Here is a 19,503-nt window from a genome sequence, read left to right on the forward strand (position 1 = left end):
GTTCCGCCTGCCCGCATCTGCAGCCGGAACCGGCCTGCGGCAGGACGGGGGCCAAGTGACAGGTGCCTCTCCCTCCGATAGGTTCTCTGCCATCGTTCGCGCAAACGCAATCGACCACGCCCGATGTCACCCGCCGTACGGACCATTTTTGCCTTGTCAGTCCTGACACTGGTCGGGATCACGCTGTCCGTGCTGCTGATAAACGAGGCGCTCGACAGGCTCCGCGTGCGCGCCGTCGAATCGAACATCGACTTCATCCTCACCGAATTGCGCGATTCGGTTGAGGCCAGCGTAAGTCTGGGGCTGCTGCTGCCGGAGATCCATGTCGCGCAGGACCTCATCGAACGGGCGCGGCTCGGCAATCAGGAGATCCTCGCCGTCGAGATCTTCGATCCATCCGGGGTGTCGGTCTACAACACCGATCGGGGAAGCATCGGCGAGCGCGTCACCGACGATTGGCTGGAAGCGATCCGGCTGCGCGACGACAGCAGGCGCTGGCGGCTCGAACAGCTCGATACCGTCGTCGTCGGTGAAGAGATCCGCAACGACTTCGGAGAGCCGGTCGGCCATCTGGCCGTCACGCTGGCGGGTGCCGCGCATGGCGACGGGCTGGTCGGCGCCGTGGCCACCCGGTTCGCGGTCGTCGCGGCGGCCGGCGTGCTGATCGTCGCATTGCTGTCCGCCCTCATGTTCCACATCGCCACGCGGGACCTGAGGATGGTGGCGCGGCAGCTCTATGGGCAGGAACCGCTTGGCGGACCGTCCGCCGAACCCGGTACGCTGGCCGCGGCTGCCGTGGCGATGTGCGCCGCGATCGACGAAACGATCGTCGAGGTGGACCTGGCCGCCGAGAAGGTGCGGGCGCTGGATCAGGACGAGGAGATCGCGGCAGAGGACGTTCATGAGCCTGCCTGACGCCCGGCGCGACCTGATCATTGCTGCGATCGTCGGGCTGATCCTCGCGATCAGCGTCGGCGCCGGAGGCGCTCTGATGTTGTCCAGCGCCGAACGCGAGGCCCTGCCGGAACTTTCGGCAAAGGTCCGGGAGGGCAGCGACACGGTCGGCCAGGCGGTCGCCGACCAGATCCGGATGGCGCTCGACTATGGCATCCCGCTGGAGGGCCTCTACGGGGTGGACACCTACTTTGCCAATGTCGTCAGCGGCGTGCCGACCATCGACGCCCTGGCCCTCGTCGATCCGGACGGCGACGTGCTGACTTCCACGGCGGAAAACGTCACAGGACTGGCGTTCCCGGTCATCACCGGGGGCAAGCTGATGGCCAACGTCATCCTTGCGCCGGCCCCTCCCCTGTTCGGCCACACCGTCGGCAAGTTGCGGCTGGCCCTGGCTGCGACCGCGGTGGTGCTGGGTCTGGTGGCGGCCTGTATAACGCTGCTCGTCCTCAGACGGAACGTCTCCGCAGGACGTGCCCGGTTGCGTCATCTGATGCTGGGCGTCTCGCGAGGCGTGTTTCCGGCGCGCACGCTACCGAGCGGCCGGGGCGCGACGGTGGTGGCCCTCAGCGGCTTCGACTATCGCTTGGCGCCACTGGAGGCATCGGTACGTTGCCTCGAGGACGAGGTGGCGACGGTGCGCGCGATCGACTTCGACGGAAGCCTGTCGGAGAAGCTCGACCCGATCCTCGAACCCGTCGCCGCAGCACGAGGCGTGGTCGAGACCGCAGGCGCGTCCGTCGACCGGCCGGGGCACAGGTCGTTCGCCGGTTGGCTCGCCGTTGCCGCGCTGTCGGTCTACGCCATGTCCATTCCATTCGTGTCCAATTTCGCGATCGACCGCCAGTGGGAATACGTGCCGGTCGACTGGTGGCCGAGCCTGCCGTGGATCGCCGAAGGCATTGCGGCCATTATGGCCTCCACGCTCGCGAGAACCCTTCCGCAACAGGCGCGGCCGATGGCGGCGTTCTTCGGTCTCCTCGCCGCCGGACTGTCCTTTGCAGCCGCCTACGCCCTGCGCGACTACGGCCTCTTCCTCGCCTCCCGTGCTGTCGCCGGCGCCGGACTTGGCGTGACGGTGTCCGCGCTTTTCTCGGGGCGCAGCGCCGACAGCCGCGAACCTCTGCTCCCTGTCATGATGCTTCTTTCGTTGCTGGTGGCAGGACCGGTGCTCGGCGGCCTTCTGGGGGAGGCGATCGGCCGGCGGATGGCATTCCTCAGTGCCGGCATTCTTCTGATCGCGCTGGGATTCACATCGCTCACGGTGCGCTGGAACACGATCGGGGGGCATGCCGGCGCGACGGCACATGGATGGAATGGCGCGATGGCAGCTGCCGGGGCGGCATTCGGCGCCGTGTCGCTCGTGCTCGTCCCTTCGGGGCCCGGCTACGAGAACTACCTCGCAGCCGGGCTGCTGGTTGCCGCCGGCGGCGCCGCGGCGACCCTCGCACTCCCGTTGCACCCGCGCTGGCCGGTCTCACTGGCAGCGGCGCTGGCGGGCATGGCGCTCCTGTCCTGGTCCGGCCTGTCGATGTCTGAACCGATGCCGGGCGCAGCGACCGCTCTCGGCATGGCCGTGCTCGGCTGGGGAGCCGGGGGCCTGGTCCGGCCGCACCGGGCGACAATGACGACGCTGTTCCTGTCGACCGGGGCGGGAATCGCCGCCGGGGCCGGCTCCGTCAGCATTGCAGGCGCGTTTGCCCTGCCGCCGCTGGCGATTGCGGCATGTCTGGTTCTGGTGCTCACGCTGGCCGGCCAGGTGGCCGTGCGGCGAACGACCGCCGTGGCTGCCTGAGGCCGCGACAGATGCTTCTCCGCACCCGGATCATCATCCTCGTTTCGGCCGCCTTCATCGTCACGTTCGGCGCCCTCGTTCTTGCAGGCCTGCAGCGGGAGCGTCTCGCCGAGCGACCCTATGCGGAAATCGCCATCAAGGGCACGGAGGCGCTGTGGCGCGAGATTCTGCAAAGCGCGACCGACACGCTCGCCGAACTGACGGACGGGGCTGCCAACGACCGGCTCCTCGCCGATGCCGTGCGGGATGACGACTCCACCCGCATACGAACGCTCGCGGTGGGCTGGACGACGCCGCTGATCGCCGCGGGCGAGCTGAGCGACCTGCAGATTCTGGACCGGGACGGCCGCGTCCTCTTCGCAAGTTCCCATGTCGCCGAACCGACACGCCTTCTGGATCTCGGAACCATAAGGACGGTTGCGGAAGGAGCCGAACTCAGCGGCATCCGCCAGGTTTCGTCCGACCGGTTCCGGATCATCGTCGCGCGTCCGTACCGGGTGTCGCCGGCGGCGTCGGCGCTGGTGCTGGCGGTAGCGGCCCCCGTCGACAGTCTGCTCGCACGGTTCTCCCGGTCGCTTGGAGCGACCGCGCTGCTTCTCAATACGCGTGGCCGCTTCATCGAGGGCGCCGACAACGCTCTCTGGTCGGCGCTGGACCTGACACTGCCCCAGCACATCGCAGCGGTCACGGAAGCCAAGCAAGGCGACCGGATCTACGCCGTGACGTCGGTCCCGCTGGCGGATCTTGCCGCCGGTTCCGCCGGGCTCCTGGTAACGGTTCAAGATGCCACCGAAAGCCTGGCGGCTCTCGACAGACTGACCGTGCTGACGGTCGCCGGCACGCTATCGGCGCTGCTCCTGGTCCTGGTCGGGCTCTATCTCTACCTGCGTGTGGTGTTTCGCCCTCTCGACCGGGCCGTCGCCGTTCTTGGCGCGCTGTCGCGTGGCGACACCTCGGCCGGCCTGACGAAGGAATCCGATGACGAAATCGGCATGATCGCCGAAGCAGTGGCGGGACTCCGTAAGAGCCTGACCGCCTTCAGCGACACCCGCCGTCAGCGCGAACTGCAGCGGCGGCGGCAGGAACGGTTCATCCGCCGCCAGATGGAGGCTCTCGCGGAAACCCTGGAAGCCGGCGCCCGCGAGGAGCTGCTTTCCGACCTTCGGCGCATCGTCGCGGCGGCTTCGGGCCGGTCTGAGGACGGTGACGAAAGCAAGTCCCTCGACCGCCTGATACGCGAGGACGATCAGCTCGGACCGCTCGCCGCCGTGCTGCAGCAGATGTCCGGTCGCGTCGTCGAGCAGCACCGCCGCCTGTCGGAACTCATCGCCCGGCTGCGCGAGGCGCTGGTCCGCGAAACCGAACTTGCGAGCCTCCAGCAGGAACTCTCCATCGCCCGCGACCTCCAGCGCTCGGTCCTGCCCGTCGAGTTTCCCGATCGCGACAGCTATTCGATCTTCGGGATGATGGAGTCGGCCCGCGAGGTCGGCGGAGACTTCTACGACTTCTTCGAACGCGGCGACGGTCACATTGCGGTGGTCATCGCCGACGTCTCGGGAAAGGGGGTGCCGGCGGCATTCTTCATGGCGATCTGCCGTACCCTGCTGAAAACCATCGCCCTCTTCGAAACCGATCCTGCCGTCTGCGTGCGTCAGCTCAACGATCTGTTGAGCGCCGACAATGACCAGATGATGTTCGTGACGCTCTTCTTCGGGATATTCGATCCCGAAACCGGGCGCTTGCAGTACGTCAACGCCGGCCACAACCCGCCCTTCATGGTCTTTGCGGACGGCCGGGTCGCGCCATTGGACCGGAGCCTGGACATAGCGGTCGCCGTGGTGGAAGACACCGACTTCACCAACCAGGAGCTGACATTCGGTCCCGGCGACCGGCTCGTCATGTACACCGACGGCGTGACGGAGGCGTTCGACCCGGCCGGCGAACAGTTCGGCGAGGATCGGTTCATGGCTGTGCTGGCGGACACGGCGAGCCTGCCGCCGCCCGATGCCGCCCGCTCGGCCGTGGAAACGATCCACGTCTTCGAGGCAGGCGGCGACCAGTCGGACGACATCACGCTGCTGATCGTCGAGCGAAAGGCCTGACCGGAGGTGTCGTCCTGCCGTTCGTTCCGACGCGGACGGATGGAAAGCGCCGCTTCCTTGCGGTCAGCTCTCCTGGTGACGGCCCGACTCAAACAGGAACCACACCCGCCGTTCCGCCTCGTCGATCCAGTTCTCCAGCAGGCTGGCCGTCCCGACGTCGCCATGCTCGTCACAGAGGTCATGGGTCTCGCGCAGGAAGGTGAGCAACTGCATGTTGTCGTCCCGCAGTTCGGCCAGCATGTCCGGCGCCGTCACGAACTCGGCATCGTTGTCTGCCAGTCGCTGCAGGCGCGCGATATGGCCGATGGAGCGCAGCGTCGTGCCGCCAAGCTTGCGCGCACGCTCCGCCATGTCGTCCGTCATTGCGAATATCTGTTCCGCCTGCTCGTCGAGCAGCAGGTGATAGTCGCGAAAATGCGGCCCGGACATATGCCAGTGGAAGTTCTTCGTCTTCATGTACAAGGCGAATACGTCGGCGAGCAGGGCTGACAGTGCCGCCGAGATGTCGTTTGCGGCATTGTCGCCGAGGCGGTTCGGAGTCGCCAGGGCAGCTTTCTGCCGCGATTTGACCTTGGACGTGTTCATCGTCGATTTCCCTTCGTTGGCGAGATCCGTGAGGTGTCCGGAAGTGGATCGCGCGCCCATGTTATATGGTCGCCGGCGCCGCGGGGATCAATTCCCGGGCCGGCGCGGCCCGGCCGGCCGGTCCGCCAGTTGACGTTGGTCGCAGCCTATTCAGTCGGAGGCGGGACCAGCACGATCGGTTCCCCCTCCTCCTTGGTCGAGTCGGCTTCCGCCGGCTTCGCGGTCGAACTCCCGTAGGCCGAACTGCGGTTCGAACCGGAGGGATCCGGGATCCGCGGGTAGCCCGGCTTTATGGTCGTCTCCGCCGGCGGCGCGGTGGTGACGCGCGGCGTCGCAGGGACGCTCGGGGCACGCTCCACCGCCACCGGCGCCGCCGCCGGCACGACGGATCTTGTGTATTCCCAGTTCGACGGAGAGATCGGGTAGCCCGCCCTGCCGACGTTGGGATCGGCCGGCGGCGGCTTGCCGAACGGGTTCCAGCCGAACGCGCCGACGGTGCCGACGACGACGAGCCCGTACATGAGGTTCAGCAGTTCGTCCTCGCTCGCCGTCGGATCGCAGACGCGCAGCCGCAGATCCACCGCGCCGCGCGTCGGCGCCAGGATCGGCCGCGGCTCGTTCGGGGTGATCTTCTGCCACCCGTAGATGCAAAGGGCGCCGGACGCCGCACGCCCGACCGCGTAGCCGAACGGTCCGTAGGAATTCTGCGCGAAGTACGGCGAGACCTGCATCCTCACGCCCGGCAGGAATTCCCGCATCTCGTTGTGGATCCGATTCATCGTCGGCAGGTTTGGCGTGAACCGTTCGGTTGGATCGTAGGGGCCGCCGACCGGTCCGAAGACCTTGGCGTGGATGGCGTTCTGGCCCTCGTTCGTGGTGGTCGTGCGAAGCGCGATCTCCTGCGCCACGGCGTTGGAATAGAGGGTCTCGAGGACCGCAACCACCGCCGGGCCGCCGGGCGGCGGAACGATGAAGGCCTGGCCCGGATCGACCTGCCGGGTCGCGCTGGTGTTGAGGGCGGGCTGGTTGACCCGGGAACTGCAGGATGCCACGGCCAAGGCCAGCAGCAGAACTACTCCCTTAACCATATATTGATCCATTCGCCGAACACTGCCAACACGGTACGAACCGGTGCGCCTGGAGGCTTCTCGGATCCCCGTCCTGGAGCGTCGACAATGGGCTATCATACGCGTGGTGCTTGGCGAATCATCGTGATCCTGAATTGGTAGTAGGTGAATCAACCCTGGACGCCGAGGTCAAGCCCGACATCTTTTGCCGAAGCAGATGCTGGCACTTTTACTGGCAATCAAGAGCGTCCGGTTTTTCTCGATCACATGTACCGATAACACACAATACTCACGTAGAGGAGCGCCGCAGTTAGGGGACTGGGCAGAATCAAGCTTCTGTAGGGAACATGAAATTCTTCTCAGCCGTCTTCTGGATACTGTCCGCTGCTTGCGTTCTGTTTTTCGTGACGCAACCGGTGAGCTTGCAGGCCCACCTGACCGCGGGCCTGCTGGTCATGGTCGCGATCATACTCCTGAAGTTGCTGAGGCCCACCGGGATGTGGCGCCACATCGCGCTGGCCCTGGGGACGGCGATCGTCCTGCGCTACATCTTCTGGCGCACCACCAGCACGCTGCCGCCGGTGTCGCAGCTGGAGAACTTCATCCCGGCGCTGCTGCTGTATGTTGCGGAGCTTTACTGCGTAGGCATGTTCGCCATCAGCCTGTTTACCGTGTCGGATCCGCTGGCGCCGCGGCCGGCGCGCGAGAATCCGAAGAACGGATACTTCCCCACCGTCGACGTCTTCGTGCCCAGCTACAATGAGGACTACGATCTCCTCGGCATAACCCTGGCCGCCGCGAAGGCGATGGACTACCCGAGCGACAGGTTCACGGTCTGGCTCCTGGACGATGGCGGGACCGACCAGAAATGCGAAGCCGACGACGCGTCGGTCGCGATCGTCGCGCAGCAGCGCCGCGCCAATCTGCAGAAGCTGTGCGAAAGCCTCGACGTGCGCTATCTGACGCGGGCCCGCAACGAGCACGCCAAGGCCGGCAACCTGAACAACGGCCTCGCCCACTCGAAGGCGGAGCTGGTCGCCGTGCTCGACGCCGATCATGCGCCGACGCGGGACTTCCTGACGCAGACGGTCGGATACTTCGCCGAGGATCCGAAGCTCTTTCTGGTGCAGTCGCCGCACTTCTTCCTGAATCCCGACCCGCTGGAGCGCAATCTCGACACCTTCGGCACGATGCCGTCGGAAAACGAGATGTTCTACGGCGTGATCCAGCGCGGTCTGGACAAGTGGAACGCCTCGTTTTTCTGCGGATCTGCAGCCGTGCTGCGCCGCGCCGCGCTGGAGGAAGGCTCCGGGTTCAGCGGCGTGAGCATCACCGAAGACTGCGAAACGGCAATCGACCTGCACGCGCGCGGATGGAACAGCGTCTACGTCGACCGCCCCCTCATCGCCGGGCTGCAGCCCCTGACGTTCTCCGCCTTCATCGGCCAGCGCTCGCGCTGGGCGCAGGGCATGATCCAGATCATGCTGCTCAAGCGTCCCGTCCTGAAGCGCGGCCTGACCTTCTCGCAGAGGCTGTGCTACGCCTCCAGCACTTTGTACTGGCTGTTCCCGTTCGCCCGGCTGATATTCCTAATCTCGCCGCTGTTCTACCTGTTCTTTTCTCTGAAAATATTCAACGCGTCCGGCGAGGAGTTTCTCGCCTATATCGCGATCTACATGATAATAAACGTTATCATGCAGAACTACATGTATGGGCGATACAGATGGCCGTGGATATCTGAACTGTACGAGTATATACAGTCGGTCCACCTCGTCCGCGCTGCGATTTCCGCGATTCTTCACCCCACCAAGCCGACGTTCAAGGTGACGGCGAAGGACGAGTCGCTCGAGGAGAGCCGCATCTCCGAACTCGCCGCGCCGTTCTACATGATCTTTGCAATCCTGCTGTTCGGGGTCGGGGTCACGGTCTGGCGGGTGCTGGAACAACCCTACGACGCCGACATCACGCTGGTGGTCGGCGGCTGGAACCTGTTCAACCTGATCATCGTCGGCTGCGCCCTCGGGGTTGTGTCCGAACGACGGGACCTGCGGCGGAACATCCGCGTCGCGTTGGCTCGCCGTGCCGAGGCGACGTTCGGCGGCCAAAGCCACGCGGCAACTGTGCTCGACGCTTCCACCGGCGGCGTCCGCCTGTCGATACCGGGCGTGGAATCCGGCCGGATCGAGGAAGGCAGCACGCTGTTGCTGCGCCTTGTGCGACCGCGCTCCGAAGCGGCCAATCAGCCGATCGAACTGACGGTGCAACGGGCGACCCACAACGGCGAAGGCGTTGTTCTGGGCTGCCGCGTCGCCTCACCGACTGCGGACGACTTCCGCGTCATCGCAGACATGATCTATGCGGACTCGAGCAAGTGGTCGGAATTCCAGAACAGGCGGCGCGTGAACATCGGCGTGCTCTGGGGCACCATCCAGTTCCTGTTCATGGCGATTTTCCAGACAGGTCGCGGCCTCACCTATCTGTTCGCCCGGCGCGGCACTCCCGCCCGGCGGGCGGCCCCTTGAGGGTGGGAAAGGGATGACCGTGCCGGCCCGCTGGCTGATCGGAGTGCGTCTGGCAACCGCCGCAGGCCTTGTTCTCATGGCCCTGTCGGCACAGGCGCAGCAGACCGAGCGTCCGTTCCAGATGGAGCCCCGGACCGGCGACACCGTCGACGAGCGGCCCGAAGCCCCTGCGGAATCTCAGCCCGCGGCGCCCGGAGTGTCGCGTCCGTTTTCAATGGATCCGAGCGGCAATGCCCCCGAGCCCGTGAACCGCGCGGGGCAGGCACCCGTGCGCACGATGCCGGCCCAGGGCACCGCCCTTGTTGACCGTCCGGTTCTTCCGGCAGAGACTTTCATGTTCACGGGTGAGATTGATTCGTATGCGTGGACAGTCTTCCTGACCAGCAAGCAGGCGGAAGGCCCGGCAAGATTCAGCGTCCGTTTCACGAATTCCGTCGTCGTCGTACCGGAAGAATCGTGGCTGCGCGTGACAATGAACGACCAGATCGTACTGGAAACTCGGATAGACGCGTCGGACAGCGCTCGGACCGTTCAGGTCGACGTAGCCGCGGGCGTGCTCGCACCCGGTGACAACAAGGTGCGGTTCCAGGTGCGGCAATCGCATCGCGTCGACTGTACGGAACAGGCGACCTACGAATTGTGGACGCGCGTGTTCAGCGAGGGAACCGGGTTTCGGTTCTCGAACCCTCAGAGCGCGCAGATCACGTCGCTTGCCGAACTGCCCGCGATCGGAGTCGGCGAGAACGGGCGCACCACGATCCACCTGATTCAGGGCGGCAACCCGTCACCGGGCGTCATGGAGGCCGCGTTGCAGGCCATTCAGGAAGTCGTGCTGATCGGCCAGTTCGCTCACCCCGTCGTACGGTTTGCCGACGACCTGCCCGCCGATGCCGGCTTCGGCGAGTTCGCATTGATAGTGGCAACCGCCGATACGGTCGCGTCCCGGCTCGGCCTGCGGCCCGACGATGCCGACCAGCAAGGGATATTCCGGGTGATCCCTGCCGACATCGCAGGCATAACGACCGTGGTGATCAGCGGCCCGACGCCCGAAAGCATCCGCAACACCCTGGAACGCTCGGCACAGCAGTTGCAGCAGGCCTATCCGCCCACCGACGTGATCGAGACGAGCAGCTGGTGGTCGCCGAACGTCGCGGTGCTGTCCGGATCGCGGGGGATCAGCCTGGCGGATCTCGGCGTCTCCTCCATCGAGTTCGCCGGCCGCCGCTTCCAGACGCGGTTCATGGTGGGTCTGGCTCCCGACTTCTACGCAGCCGCCTACGGCGAAGCCACGCTGTTTCTCGATGCTGCCTTCGCCAGCGACGCACTGCCGGAGAGCAGGGTCGACGTGTACGTCAACAACCAGATCGCCTCCACGCTCCAGATCCGGACACGCGGAGGCACGCTGTTCTCGCGGCAACCGATCAATATTCCGCTGAAGAATTTCACGCCTGGCCTCAACGAGATAAGGCTCGAGGCGATCGTCAAGACGAGTGCCGACGCGGCCTGCCTGCCGGGCGCCACCACGCCCACGCAACCGCGCTTCGCGCTGTTCGACAGCTCCGAACTGCGGTTCCCTGAATACGCGCGCATAGCCCGCAGGCCGGATCTTGCCCCGTTCGCGGCGGGCGCCTACCCCTACGCCGAGGAGGGCGTGACCACGATCCTCATCAGCGACACCGATCCGCAGTCGCTGTCGGCGGCCGGTACGCTGAGCGCGCGGCTTGCGACACTGCGCAGCAGGCTGATCCCGTTGCAGGTTGCCGCCACGGATGCCGAACTGGCCAATGCCGCGGCCCTGATCGTCGGTCCTGTAGCCAGCCTGCCGCCGGGCATCCTGCCCCAGGTCGGAGTCAGCACCAACGTCCGCCAGACGTGGCAGCCATCGCCCAGCCCCGGCTCCGAGGGTTCCGGACCCGACATTACAACACTCCCGCGCGGCGAAGGTGCGCCCGACGGGCCCATGACGATGCGGACCCCACCCGGCGCGACGGACAATCTGCAAGCCGAGTGGCGCGAACGGGTGACGACGAGCACCTGGCGCAATGCTCTCGTGCGCCTCGAGAACTGGCTCCAGGAGACGTTCGACATCACCATATCGTCGTTCCCGGTGGAATTGGGCGAATCTGCAATGATGACCCCTCCGGCAGGAGCCGACCTGCTGATCGCGCAGGGACCAAGTTTCGATCGGCAACATGTCTGGACGCTGCTCACCGCGCCCGATGCCGAGGATCTGGCAAATGTCACGGCACAGCTCACCGCACCGACGCTGTGGCGCCAGATATCCGGTCGCGCGGCGACGTTCGACACTGCCTCGCAGAGCCTGAGCACCACGCCGGTTTCCACATTCGAGTTCGTCGTCACCAGTCCGCTGACGCCACGAAACGTCCGGCTGATTGCGGCGAATTGGTTGTCGGAGAACATCGCCACATATGCATTGCTGATCGCATTCTCATGCGTGTTGCTGGGCATTTCGACCGCCATGCTGCTGCGCCGCATCGGGAGGACCGAATGAGCGGCGGAGCCAACAACGGACCGGTCGCCGGATGTGCCGCAGCCATCCGTAGGCTGATCGTCGCATGCTGCGCAGCGACGGCGCTGGTGGCGGTTGGCTCGCCCCTGTCGGCCGAACCAATCACGGTGAATCCTGCGCACTGGGAGGTCTACAAGCAGAAGTTCGTGCAGGCCGATGGCCGCGTCATCGACACGGCGAACGGCGACATCACGCACAGCGAGGGCCAGGGCTATGGAATGCTGCTGGCTTTCGGCGCGGACGACCCGGCAACCTTCGAACGAATCTGGACCTTCACCCGCAACGAGCTGCTGATCCGGGACGACGGGCTGGCCGCATGGAAGTGGGATCCGGCGGCCACACCCCACATCAGCGACATCAACAACGCAACCGATGGCGACATCCTCATCGCCTACGCGTTGTCGCTTGCCGGTGAGCGGTGGGCGAGCCCGGAGTACATTGCCATCGCCACCCGGGTCGCCAAGGCCGTCGGCGAGCACATGTTGATCCCGCTAAACGGCGAAACGATCGTCCTCCCGGGAGCCGAAGGCTTCAGGGACGCCGGCACGACCGACGAAGTCGTTATCAACCTGTCCTACTGGGTCTATCCCGCGCTGTTGAAGCTGCAGGAACTGGCCGCCGATGCCCCGTACCGCGCGGCAGTGGAATCGGGGACCAGGCTGCTTGCGCGCGCCGGCCTCGGGCCGCTCGACCTGCCCAGCGACTGGATGCAGTTCGGGCAGCGGGGACTCTCTCCGGCACCCGACCGGGCGCCGCTGTTCGGCTACGAGGGCCTGAGAATTCCGCTTTACCTGATGATGGCGGGCCTGGACACCCGGGAGCTTCTCGCACCTTTCTTCGCGGACTGGATTACCCGCAATGACGGCGTTCCCGCGGTGGTCAACCTCGAGACAGGTTCGGTAACCGAGAGGCTCGAGGAGCCCGGCTACCGATTTCTCGCAGCGCTGGTCGCCTGCGCTTCTGCGGGCACCCCGATTCCGGACGACCTGAAAACGTTCGCGCCAACACTGTATTACCCGTCGACGCTTCATCTCCTCGGCCTCTCCGTTGCGGCGGAGCGCTATCCGCGATGCTGAGTCGCTGGCTCGTCCCTCTCATCGTCCTGGGTATCGTCGCCACCCCCATTGTCTACGCCGTATATTCCAACGAGCGTACCGCCCTTCGTGCCGCCACCCAGGTGAGCGAGAGGGCGCAAGTCCGGCCCTATGAAATCGCCGATACGATCCAGACCGGCACGCTCTACGCCCAGGCTCCGACGACAACACAGGACACCGCCCCTGCCGCCGCCGCTCCGTCACAACCGCCTGCGGACCCGCCCCGGGCCGCCGCCGGTGTCGATGAAAGCGCCTTGCGGTATTTCGCAGCCCAGGGCGACATAAAGCGCATGGAGGCGGAGATTGCCCGCCTCAAGCGGCTGCATCCCGAATGGGTGCCGCCCCGCAATGTGGATGAGCTTCTGTCCGGATCCGACCCACAGACGCAGTTCCTGTGGGACTTGCTCTCCGACGGAAACTACGCGGCCGCGCGCGAAGAAATCGCAAAACGCCAGGAGTCCGATCCGGGCTGGCAGCCGCCCGACTCCCTGCTCAATGCTCTGGACATGGCCGAAGCCAGGCAGCGGATCGCCAATGCGGCAACGTCCCAGCAGTGGCGAACCGTTCTCGCGACGGCGCAGGCCTATCCCGATTTGCTCGTCTGCGCGGAGATGTCCACACTGTGGAATATCGGGGAAGCCTACGCGCAAACCGACCAGGAGAACCGCGCGGTCGACCTCTATTCCTACATCCTCACCAATTGCAACGATCCCGCCGAGCGTCTGTCGACCATCCAGAAGGCGAGCGCCCTCCTGCCCCCCGACGACGTCAGCCGCCTGCTTGATTTCGAGCGTCCCGGCCCGGGCGGGGAAGGAGAGTTCGAGGCCGTGCGGATGGACCTGTTGCGCGACCGCGTGGGCGCTGCGGCGGAGAACGGCGAACCCGACATTTCGAGAGAAGAACTAGAACTGCTCGCATCGGTGGCGCGGTCGGAGGAGAGCGCAACCGACGCCACACTGCTCGGCTTCTACTACTATTCCCGGAACGACGCCGAAGCGGCCGTTCCCTGGTTCAGCGATGCGATGGACTGGGGCGGCGACGCCAAGGCCGCGGAAGGCTACGTGCTGGCGCTCGCGGATACAGGCGACAGGCAGCAGGCCGCCGTCGTCGCCGAAGAGTGGCGTGATGCCTCCGAGGCCAACGCCAAGGCGTATATCGACGTGCTGACCAGTCTGTTGACGGACGATCCCCCGCCTCGCCTCGAAGCGGACATGGTCGCCGATTTCGCCGCATTCGTCAGCCGTGCACGAAATGCCACGGGAGCGCAGGGCCTGGGCTTCTACGCCCTGAATACCGATCAGACGGCGACCGCCGAGCGATGGTTCGACGCCGCACTCGAATGGGACCCCGACGAGGACCGGGCCGCCTTCGGCCTTGCCATCGTCTATCAGCGCAACAAGGACAGCAAGGCGCTGGCCGCCCTCATCGAAGAGTGGGCGCCCAGGTCGGATGCGATTGCGGCCCTTGCCACGTCCGACCGCGTCGCGCGCACGTCCAGCGCCTCGACCGCCCGTGGGGGCGGCAGCGGCGGCGCGGTCTATTCGGGTCCCGTCAACTGCGCGCGAGCGGCTCCCGATCCGCGGTCGCTCGCGGCGGGAACCGCGCTGGCCTTTGCCTGGTGCCTGATGGAACTCGATCGTCCCATCGTTGCGGTGCCCTATTTCGAACGTGCCATCGCCGCCGGAGACGCGAAAACCGCTTCGGATGCCTCATACGGCAAGTCCCTTGCATTCCTGCGCAAGGGGATGACCGGCGAGGCCGCGGCGGCCTCGACGCAGGCCGCCCAGACACCGGCGCGGGCTGTCGAGCTGCAGACCGAGATAATCACCCAACGCGCGCTTGCCGCCTACGATCGCGGCCAGTACGCGCTGACGCTGACCCTGCTCGATCAGCGCCGCCAGATCGCCCCGGAAGTGGTGGATCTCCTGGTCATTCGAGGCTGGTGCTATTACCGGCTGGGGCAGTACGACTCGGCCAAGCGTATGTTCCGGGCGGCCGTGGATTCAGGGCGCGTCGGTCCCGGCACCGAAGGGCTCAACGCCATCGACGAAAGACTCGGCGTCATCATCCCGGGCGGGTAAACCCTCCGGACCGCCCCTGCCCCATCGCGAACGCACGGTACGACCGGTCACTCAGCACCGAACCGATAGATCACTCCCGATTGTCCATTCGCTTGTGGAACGGGTGAACCGAGACCTGCTCCCACAAATCCGCCCGATGAAACGGGTCGTTCCGATTGAACTCGATGGCCGCTTCGAGGCTGTCGGCTTCTATCAGGAAGCAGCTTCCAATCATGGTCTCGTGGTCGTCCGCGAGCAGCGGCCCCGATATTAAAATGGAGATGGGAGCCTTGGCCAGATAGGCCTTGTGAGCCTCATAGTGGGAAAGTCGCTTTTCCACGGACTCTGCACGGTCCAGGCAGTGGATAATGTAGTGCAAGGTCTCTCCTCGTCGCCTCAACGGCCGATCCGGCCAATGTTGCCAAGCCAGGTCTGCGACATTAATCGGGTATCCAACGCGTCGACAGCTTACATCCATGTTACTGTGTTCGTCGGCAGAGCGTTGCGGGATTGCAACCTCGGCGGCCAGCGTCGGCCATCGGCCGCAAGCTTGGGGGCGATCATGATCGACAGGACTGACAGGCCCCGACGCAGGTTCGGCGGCAGGCGCCGAACCCCTTGCACAGCTGATTGATCGGCTCGGATCCGACATGCTCGAAAGACGAGACGACCCCCGGTTCGTGGCCATTGCCAAGCCGTGCGAGCACGCCCTGGCGCTGTTGCGACAGGTAAAGGATAGGACGTCCGCCCCGAAGGTTGCAGAGGTCGGAATCGGCATCGGGGCGACGTCCGTCGAGTTGTGCCGGATACTCGACGGGGACGGCGAGATTTCGTTCTTCGATTTTGCGGAGAAGGTCGACGACCTTGCCGCCGATCTGACGGCCCACGGATTCGAAAATTTTCGCACCTACGGCAACACCCGGCGGACGTTCGACAGCTACTGCTGGGCCCTTGCCAAGGTCCTGCAGGACATGCGCCGCGCGGGCGAGGACGGCGTATTCGACTTCATCTATCTCGACGGCTGTCACATGTTCCATCACGATGCGCCGGCCACCGTGATCTGCAAGGAACTGGTCAAACCGGACGGCATCCTGCTGATGGACGACTACAACTGGTCCATCGCCATTTCGCCGACGACGCGCCCTTCGGCAAATCCTCGCATCACCAGGCACTTTACCGACGAACAGATCGAGGTTCCGCACGTGGCGCTTATCTGCGAGCTGTTTCTCGATCACGATCCCGCCTTCGAAAGGCTGGACATCGGCTATGCCGAGACTCCGCACGAGCATCGGCGGGCCTTTCGCAAAAAACCCGGCGCATGATGTCCGCCGGCCCGCCCGATCCGGTCCTCGTGGACCGATGCGAAGCATTGCTGAGGGCGGTTCACACCGCAGCGCCCGGAGCCACGATCCTCGTTGCCCCGGAAATCATCGACATCGATACGTCCCTGACCGTTTCGGTCCCGCTCAAGCTTGCATCCTCGTCGCAGGAAAGGCCCCTGCTCCGGTTCCTCACCGCGGATACGCGCCTGGTCATCGAAGCGGGGGCGAGCGGAGGCTCCGTCGCGGGGATCGACATCGCCGGTCGGGGCCACCGCGAGGGCTCCCTCCTGGAGATCGAAGGGGTCGACGACTTTACGGTCACGTCGACCGGTATCGGCCGATGCGAGGGCCTCGGATTCGCCATGCGGGAGAGTTCGAACGTCCGCATGGAACAGGTCTTTGTCTCCGATGTCGGACTGGGAGGCGGTGAGATCGTCCATTGCCGGAACGTGGACCTCGACATCGTCATGACGATGATCGGACGCCGGGCACGAGCCGATGCCCTGACGCTGGCGGGAGTGTCAGGCAAGGTCGCGCTGGCGGCCAGGGACGTGTCGGGCAATGCAATCAACGTCCGCCATTCTCCCGAAGGCGCTCCCTCGGCATCCGCCCCCCTGCGGCTGCACGTACACGCCGTCGAGTGCTTCCGCGCGCTCGGAATCCTCGGAAACTCGGACACCCCGCTTGAGGCGATCTCGGCGGACGTCGTTGCGGAAGATGTCGAGGACTGGGCCGTGCTCCTGAACAACTGCGATGGCCTGGAGGTGGCGATGCAGACACGGCGCAGCGAGCCGCTCCGGCTCGACGGCCGTGCCGGAGCGCGCAACTGTACCATTGCAATCGCCACCGACCGGCCTGATCGCATCGTCACAGCCGGCGGCAGCAAGGAGAACACGATATCCGAGGTTGCGATGGCCAACTGGCCGCCGCCACCCCGCGCGCCCTCCGCGACATCCTTCAAGCCGCGATTTTCACCCCACGAGGTCGAGGACACCTGCACCGTTTGCGGTTGGCATGGAGTATTCCGGCGCACGCAGGACAAGATCAGGGAGACCTTTGCCTGCGGGGCCTGTCGTGCCTCGCTGCGGTACCGGGCACAAGCCCAGGCGCTGCTCTCCGTCGTTGAAGGGGGCAGGTATGCAACGCTTCGCGCCCTTGCCGCGGAGGGCGGGCTCGCAGACAAGTCGGTCTTCGAGCCCGGCCAGGCCGGTCCGTTTCGTCCCTATCTGCGGCAAGCCCCGGTCTACAAGTCGTCGCTCTTCGACCCGAGGATGCGCAGCGGCGACCTGGTGAACGGTATCGAGTGCCAGGACCTCACGGCGACGAGCTTCGGGCCGGAGACATTCGACCTTGTCGTCACCTCCGACATCATGGAGCACGTCCGCAGACCCGACGCAGCGTGGACGGAGTTACACCGCATCCTGAAGCCCGGCGGCTATCACGTCTTTTCCATCCCGGTTACCGCGAAAATGGCGGAAAAGTGCGTGTCGCGGGTCGATACCAGCGGCGACGAGGACCGCTTGCTGATGCCGGCGGTCTATCACGGCGACGGCAGCGGCGGGCTTTCGCTGGTCTATACGGACTTCGGCGCCGACCTGCTGGACATCCTGGATGGATACGGGCTTCCGACGATTGCCGTGCCATACGCGACCGATGACGACATGTGCGGCAGGGTTCTGAGTTTCGTGTCTCGGCGCCGCAGATGACAGCTCCTGCGTCGCCCAGATCGCTCGCGCCCGACCTCGTCGCACAGATTGCGGGGCATGCGACCCGCAGGAGCGACCAGGTCGCCCTTCGCTTTCTTCGCCGTGGTGAGGAGGTTGAGGACGAGGTCACCTACGCCGGGCTCCACAGGTCGGCGCAAGTCGTTGCATGCAACCTGAAGGCGGCGGGGCTGGTGGGCCGTCCCGTCCTTGTCGCGCTGCCGCAGGGCCTCGATTTCGTGCGCTGTTTTCTCGGCTGCCTGTATGCCGGCGCGATCGCGGTGCCGACCCCGGCCCTCGGGGACCCGCGCGGCGCCGAGCGCATTCTCCGCATTGTCGAGCACGCGCAGCCCGCCGCACTGATCGCTCCCGGGGACCGGTACAATCCGGATGCCTGGGCGACGCTGCGGACGCTGTCGCCGGCGCTCGACTTCGTCGCGGCGCACGATCTGGTGTCGGGCGAGCCCGGCGAAACGCCGCCGCAACGGCCGGCCGACGATATCGCCTTCCTGCAGTACACGTCCGGCTCCACCACCAACCCCAAAGGCGTGGTGGTGACGGGGGGGAACGTTTCGGCAAATCTCGCGATGATACAGTCCGCATTCGCGCAGGACGCCACCAACAGCACGGTCAGCTGGCTGCCGCTTCACCACGACATGGGCCTTCTGGGCTGCGTCCTCGAGCCGCTCAGCATCGGCGCGACCGCGATCCTGATGTCGCCGCTGTCGTTCCTGCAGAAGCCCGTCAGGTGGCTGCGGGCGATGGACCGCTTCGAGGCAACGACGGCCGGGGCGCCGAATTTCGCCTACGACCTCTGTGTGCGGGCGATCGACCGGGACCAGGCGCGGACCCTGGACCTGAGCCGATGGAGCCTCGCCTTCTGCGGCTCCGAGCCGGTGCGCGCCGGCACGCTCACGCGGTTTGCCGACCGTTTCGCGGCAAGCGGCTTCCCGGCGGGGGCCTTCTACCCCTGCTACGGCCTGGCGGAAGCGACGCTGTTCGTCACAGGAGGCGATCGCGGCAGCGGCGTCCAAACCGCCTCGCTGCCACGCCAGGGCGGCGGAGCGATTACTGCAGTCTGCTGCGGCTATCCGCGCAACGGCACCGCAATTTCGGTGGTGGAGCCGGAGGGCACGAGGCGCCTGCCCGCGGATGCCATCGGGGAGATCTGCGTCGCCGGCGAACAGGTCAGCCCCGGCTTCTGGCAGGCCGACGGCAGCGTCCGGCCGGATCCCGGGCGCGAGCTGGAGATCGACGGCCGCCGGTACCTGCGGACCGGCGATCTCGGTACCGTGCGGGACGGATCGCTCTACGTCGTGGGGCGATGCAAGAACATGATCATCGTCCGCGGCATGAACATCTACGCCGAGGATGTCGAGCAGACCGTGCTGAGACAACCCGGCGCCGCATCGTGGGGTGCGGTCGCAGCGCTGGGCGTTCTCGATGGTCGCGGCACCGAAGAGGGCGACGAGGGACTGATCATCGTGTGCGAACTGGCGCGCGGCGGCGAACTTCCGGCTCCCGACCCGCTGCCCGCACTTGCCGAAGCGATCTCGGAAACGCACGGTATCCTGCCGCTGGATATCTTCGTGGTGCCGCACGGCGCGATCACACGAACCGTGAGCGGCAAGCTGCAGCGCGATGCCACCCGCCTGCGATTGAAGAACCGGGACCTCTCCGTCCTGCGGCACTTCCAGCCGATCCGAATCGGGAGAACTCCGATACACCGTCTCCCGTCCGACAACCCGCACACACGAGGCACTTCCTGA

At 65.8% G+C, this 19,503-nt stretch carries 13 protein-coding genes; 10 read left to right on the plus strand and 3 right to left on the minus strand.

All coding sequences use genetic code 11. The features are described 5' to 3' along the window. Positions 1 to 153: 153 nt before the first annotated feature. Genes V3328_RS08790 through V3328_RS08800 form a run of 3 tightly spaced genes read left to right on the plus strand, consistent with a single transcriptional unit; the run spans position 154 to position 4,851 of the window. Positions 154 to 915 (plus strand): hypothetical protein, encoded by a 762-nt coding sequence (locus tag V3328_RS08790; RefSeq protein WP_340329267.1) that lies wholly within the window; start codon positions 154 to 156, stop codon positions 913 to 915. Further along, on the plus strand, positions 902 to 2,749 hold the full coding sequence (locus V3328_RS08795) for an MFS transporter (RefSeq protein ID WP_340329268.1): 1,848 nt from the start codon (positions 902 to 904) through the stop codon (positions 2,747 to 2,749). The genes V3328_RS08790 and V3328_RS08795 overlap by 14 nt, the downstream gene beginning before the upstream one ends. 11 nt (positions 2,750 to 2,760) lie before the next feature. Next, complete coding sequence (locus tag V3328_RS08800; protein WP_340329269.1) at positions 2,761 to 4,851, plus strand: SpoIIE family protein phosphatase; 2,091 nt, start codon at positions 2,761 to 2,763, stop codon at positions 4,849 to 4,851. A 63-nt stretch (positions 4,852 to 4,914) separates the two neighbouring features. On the opposite strand, the gene V3328_RS08805 is transcribed toward V3328_RS08800, so the two are convergent. Together V3328_RS08805 and bcsN are read right to left on the minus strand one after the other, a co-directional pair. Then, positions 4,915 to 5,436 carry a Dps family protein gene (locus V3328_RS08805; RefSeq protein ID WP_340329270.1) on the minus strand — a complete coding sequence of 174 codons (522 nt, stop codon included), beginning with the start codon at positions 5,434 to 5,436 and terminating at the stop codon, positions 4,915 to 4,917. Between the two features lie 146 nt (positions 5,437 to 5,582). After that, positions 5,583 to 6,524, minus strand: coding sequence for a cellulose biosynthesis protein BcsN (gene bcsN / locus V3328_RS08810; RefSeq protein WP_340329271.1), 942 nt, complete (start codon positions 6,522 to 6,524; stop codon positions 5,583 to 5,585). Positions 6,525 to 6,850: 326 nt separating this feature from the next. On the opposite strand from bcsN, the gene bcsA reads away from it, so the two are divergent. Genes bcsA through V3328_RS08830 form a run of 4 tightly spaced genes read left to right on the plus strand, consistent with a single transcriptional unit; the run spans position 6,851 to position 14,730 of the window. After that, complete coding sequence (gene bcsA / locus V3328_RS08815; protein ID WP_340329272.1) at positions 6,851 to 9,025, plus strand: UDP-forming cellulose synthase catalytic subunit; 2,175 nt, start codon at positions 6,851 to 6,853, stop codon at positions 9,023 to 9,025. Between the two features lie 13 nt (positions 9,026 to 9,038). Continuing rightward, positions 9,039 to 11,537 carry a cellulose biosynthesis cyclic di-GMP-binding regulatory protein BcsB gene (locus V3328_RS08820; RefSeq protein ID WP_340329273.1) on the plus strand — a complete coding sequence of 833 codons (2,499 nt, stop codon included), beginning with the start codon at positions 9,039 to 9,041 and terminating at the stop codon, positions 11,535 to 11,537. Further along, positions 11,534 to 12,631: a family 8 glycosyl hydrolase gene (locus V3328_RS08825; protein ID WP_340329274.1), complete on the plus strand. Its 1,098-nt coding sequence runs from the start codon at positions 11,534 to 11,536 to the stop codon at positions 12,629 to 12,631. The genes V3328_RS08820 and V3328_RS08825 overlap by 4 nt, the downstream gene beginning before the upstream one ends. Beyond that, positions 12,625 to 14,730: a hypothetical protein gene (locus V3328_RS08830; RefSeq protein WP_340329275.1), complete on the plus strand. Its 2,106-nt coding sequence runs from the start codon at positions 12,625 to 12,627 to the stop codon at positions 14,728 to 14,730. Before V3328_RS08825 ends, V3328_RS08830 begins: the two co-directional genes overlap by 7 nt. A gap of 70 nt (positions 14,731 to 14,800) precedes the next feature. Here the strand turns inward: V3328_RS08830 and V3328_RS08835 are convergent, their stop codons facing one another. After that, positions 14,801 to 15,088 carry a YciI family protein gene (locus V3328_RS08835; RefSeq protein ID WP_340329276.1) on the minus strand — a complete coding sequence of 96 codons (288 nt, stop codon included), beginning with the start codon at positions 15,086 to 15,088 and terminating at the stop codon, positions 14,801 to 14,803. A gap of 271 nt (positions 15,089 to 15,359) precedes the next feature. Between V3328_RS08835 and V3328_RS08840 the strand changes: the two genes are divergently transcribed. The 3 genes from V3328_RS08840 to V3328_RS08850 are packed head-to-tail and all read left to right on the plus strand — an operon-like array spanning position 15,360 to position 19,503. Next, a complete protein-coding gene (locus V3328_RS08840) occupies positions 15,360 to 16,031 on the plus strand; it encodes a class I SAM-dependent methyltransferase (protein WP_340329277.1) in 672 nt (223 codons plus the stop codon). A gap of 47 nt (positions 16,032 to 16,078) precedes the next feature. Then, entirely contained in the window at positions 16,079 to 17,737 is a 1,659-nt protein-coding gene (locus V3328_RS08845) for a class I SAM-dependent methyltransferase (RefSeq protein WP_340329278.1), read from the plus strand. After that, a complete protein-coding gene (locus V3328_RS08850) occupies positions 17,734 to 19,503 on the plus strand; it encodes a fatty acyl-AMP ligase (protein ID WP_340329279.1) in 1,770 nt (589 codons plus the stop codon). Before V3328_RS08845 ends, V3328_RS08850 begins: the two co-directional genes overlap by 4 nt.

The sequence above is a fragment of the Microbaculum marinum genome (assembly GCF_037855135.1).
Classification (GTDB): Bacteria; Pseudomonadota; Alphaproteobacteria; order Rhizobiales; family Tepidamorphaceae; genus Microbaculum; species Microbaculum marinum.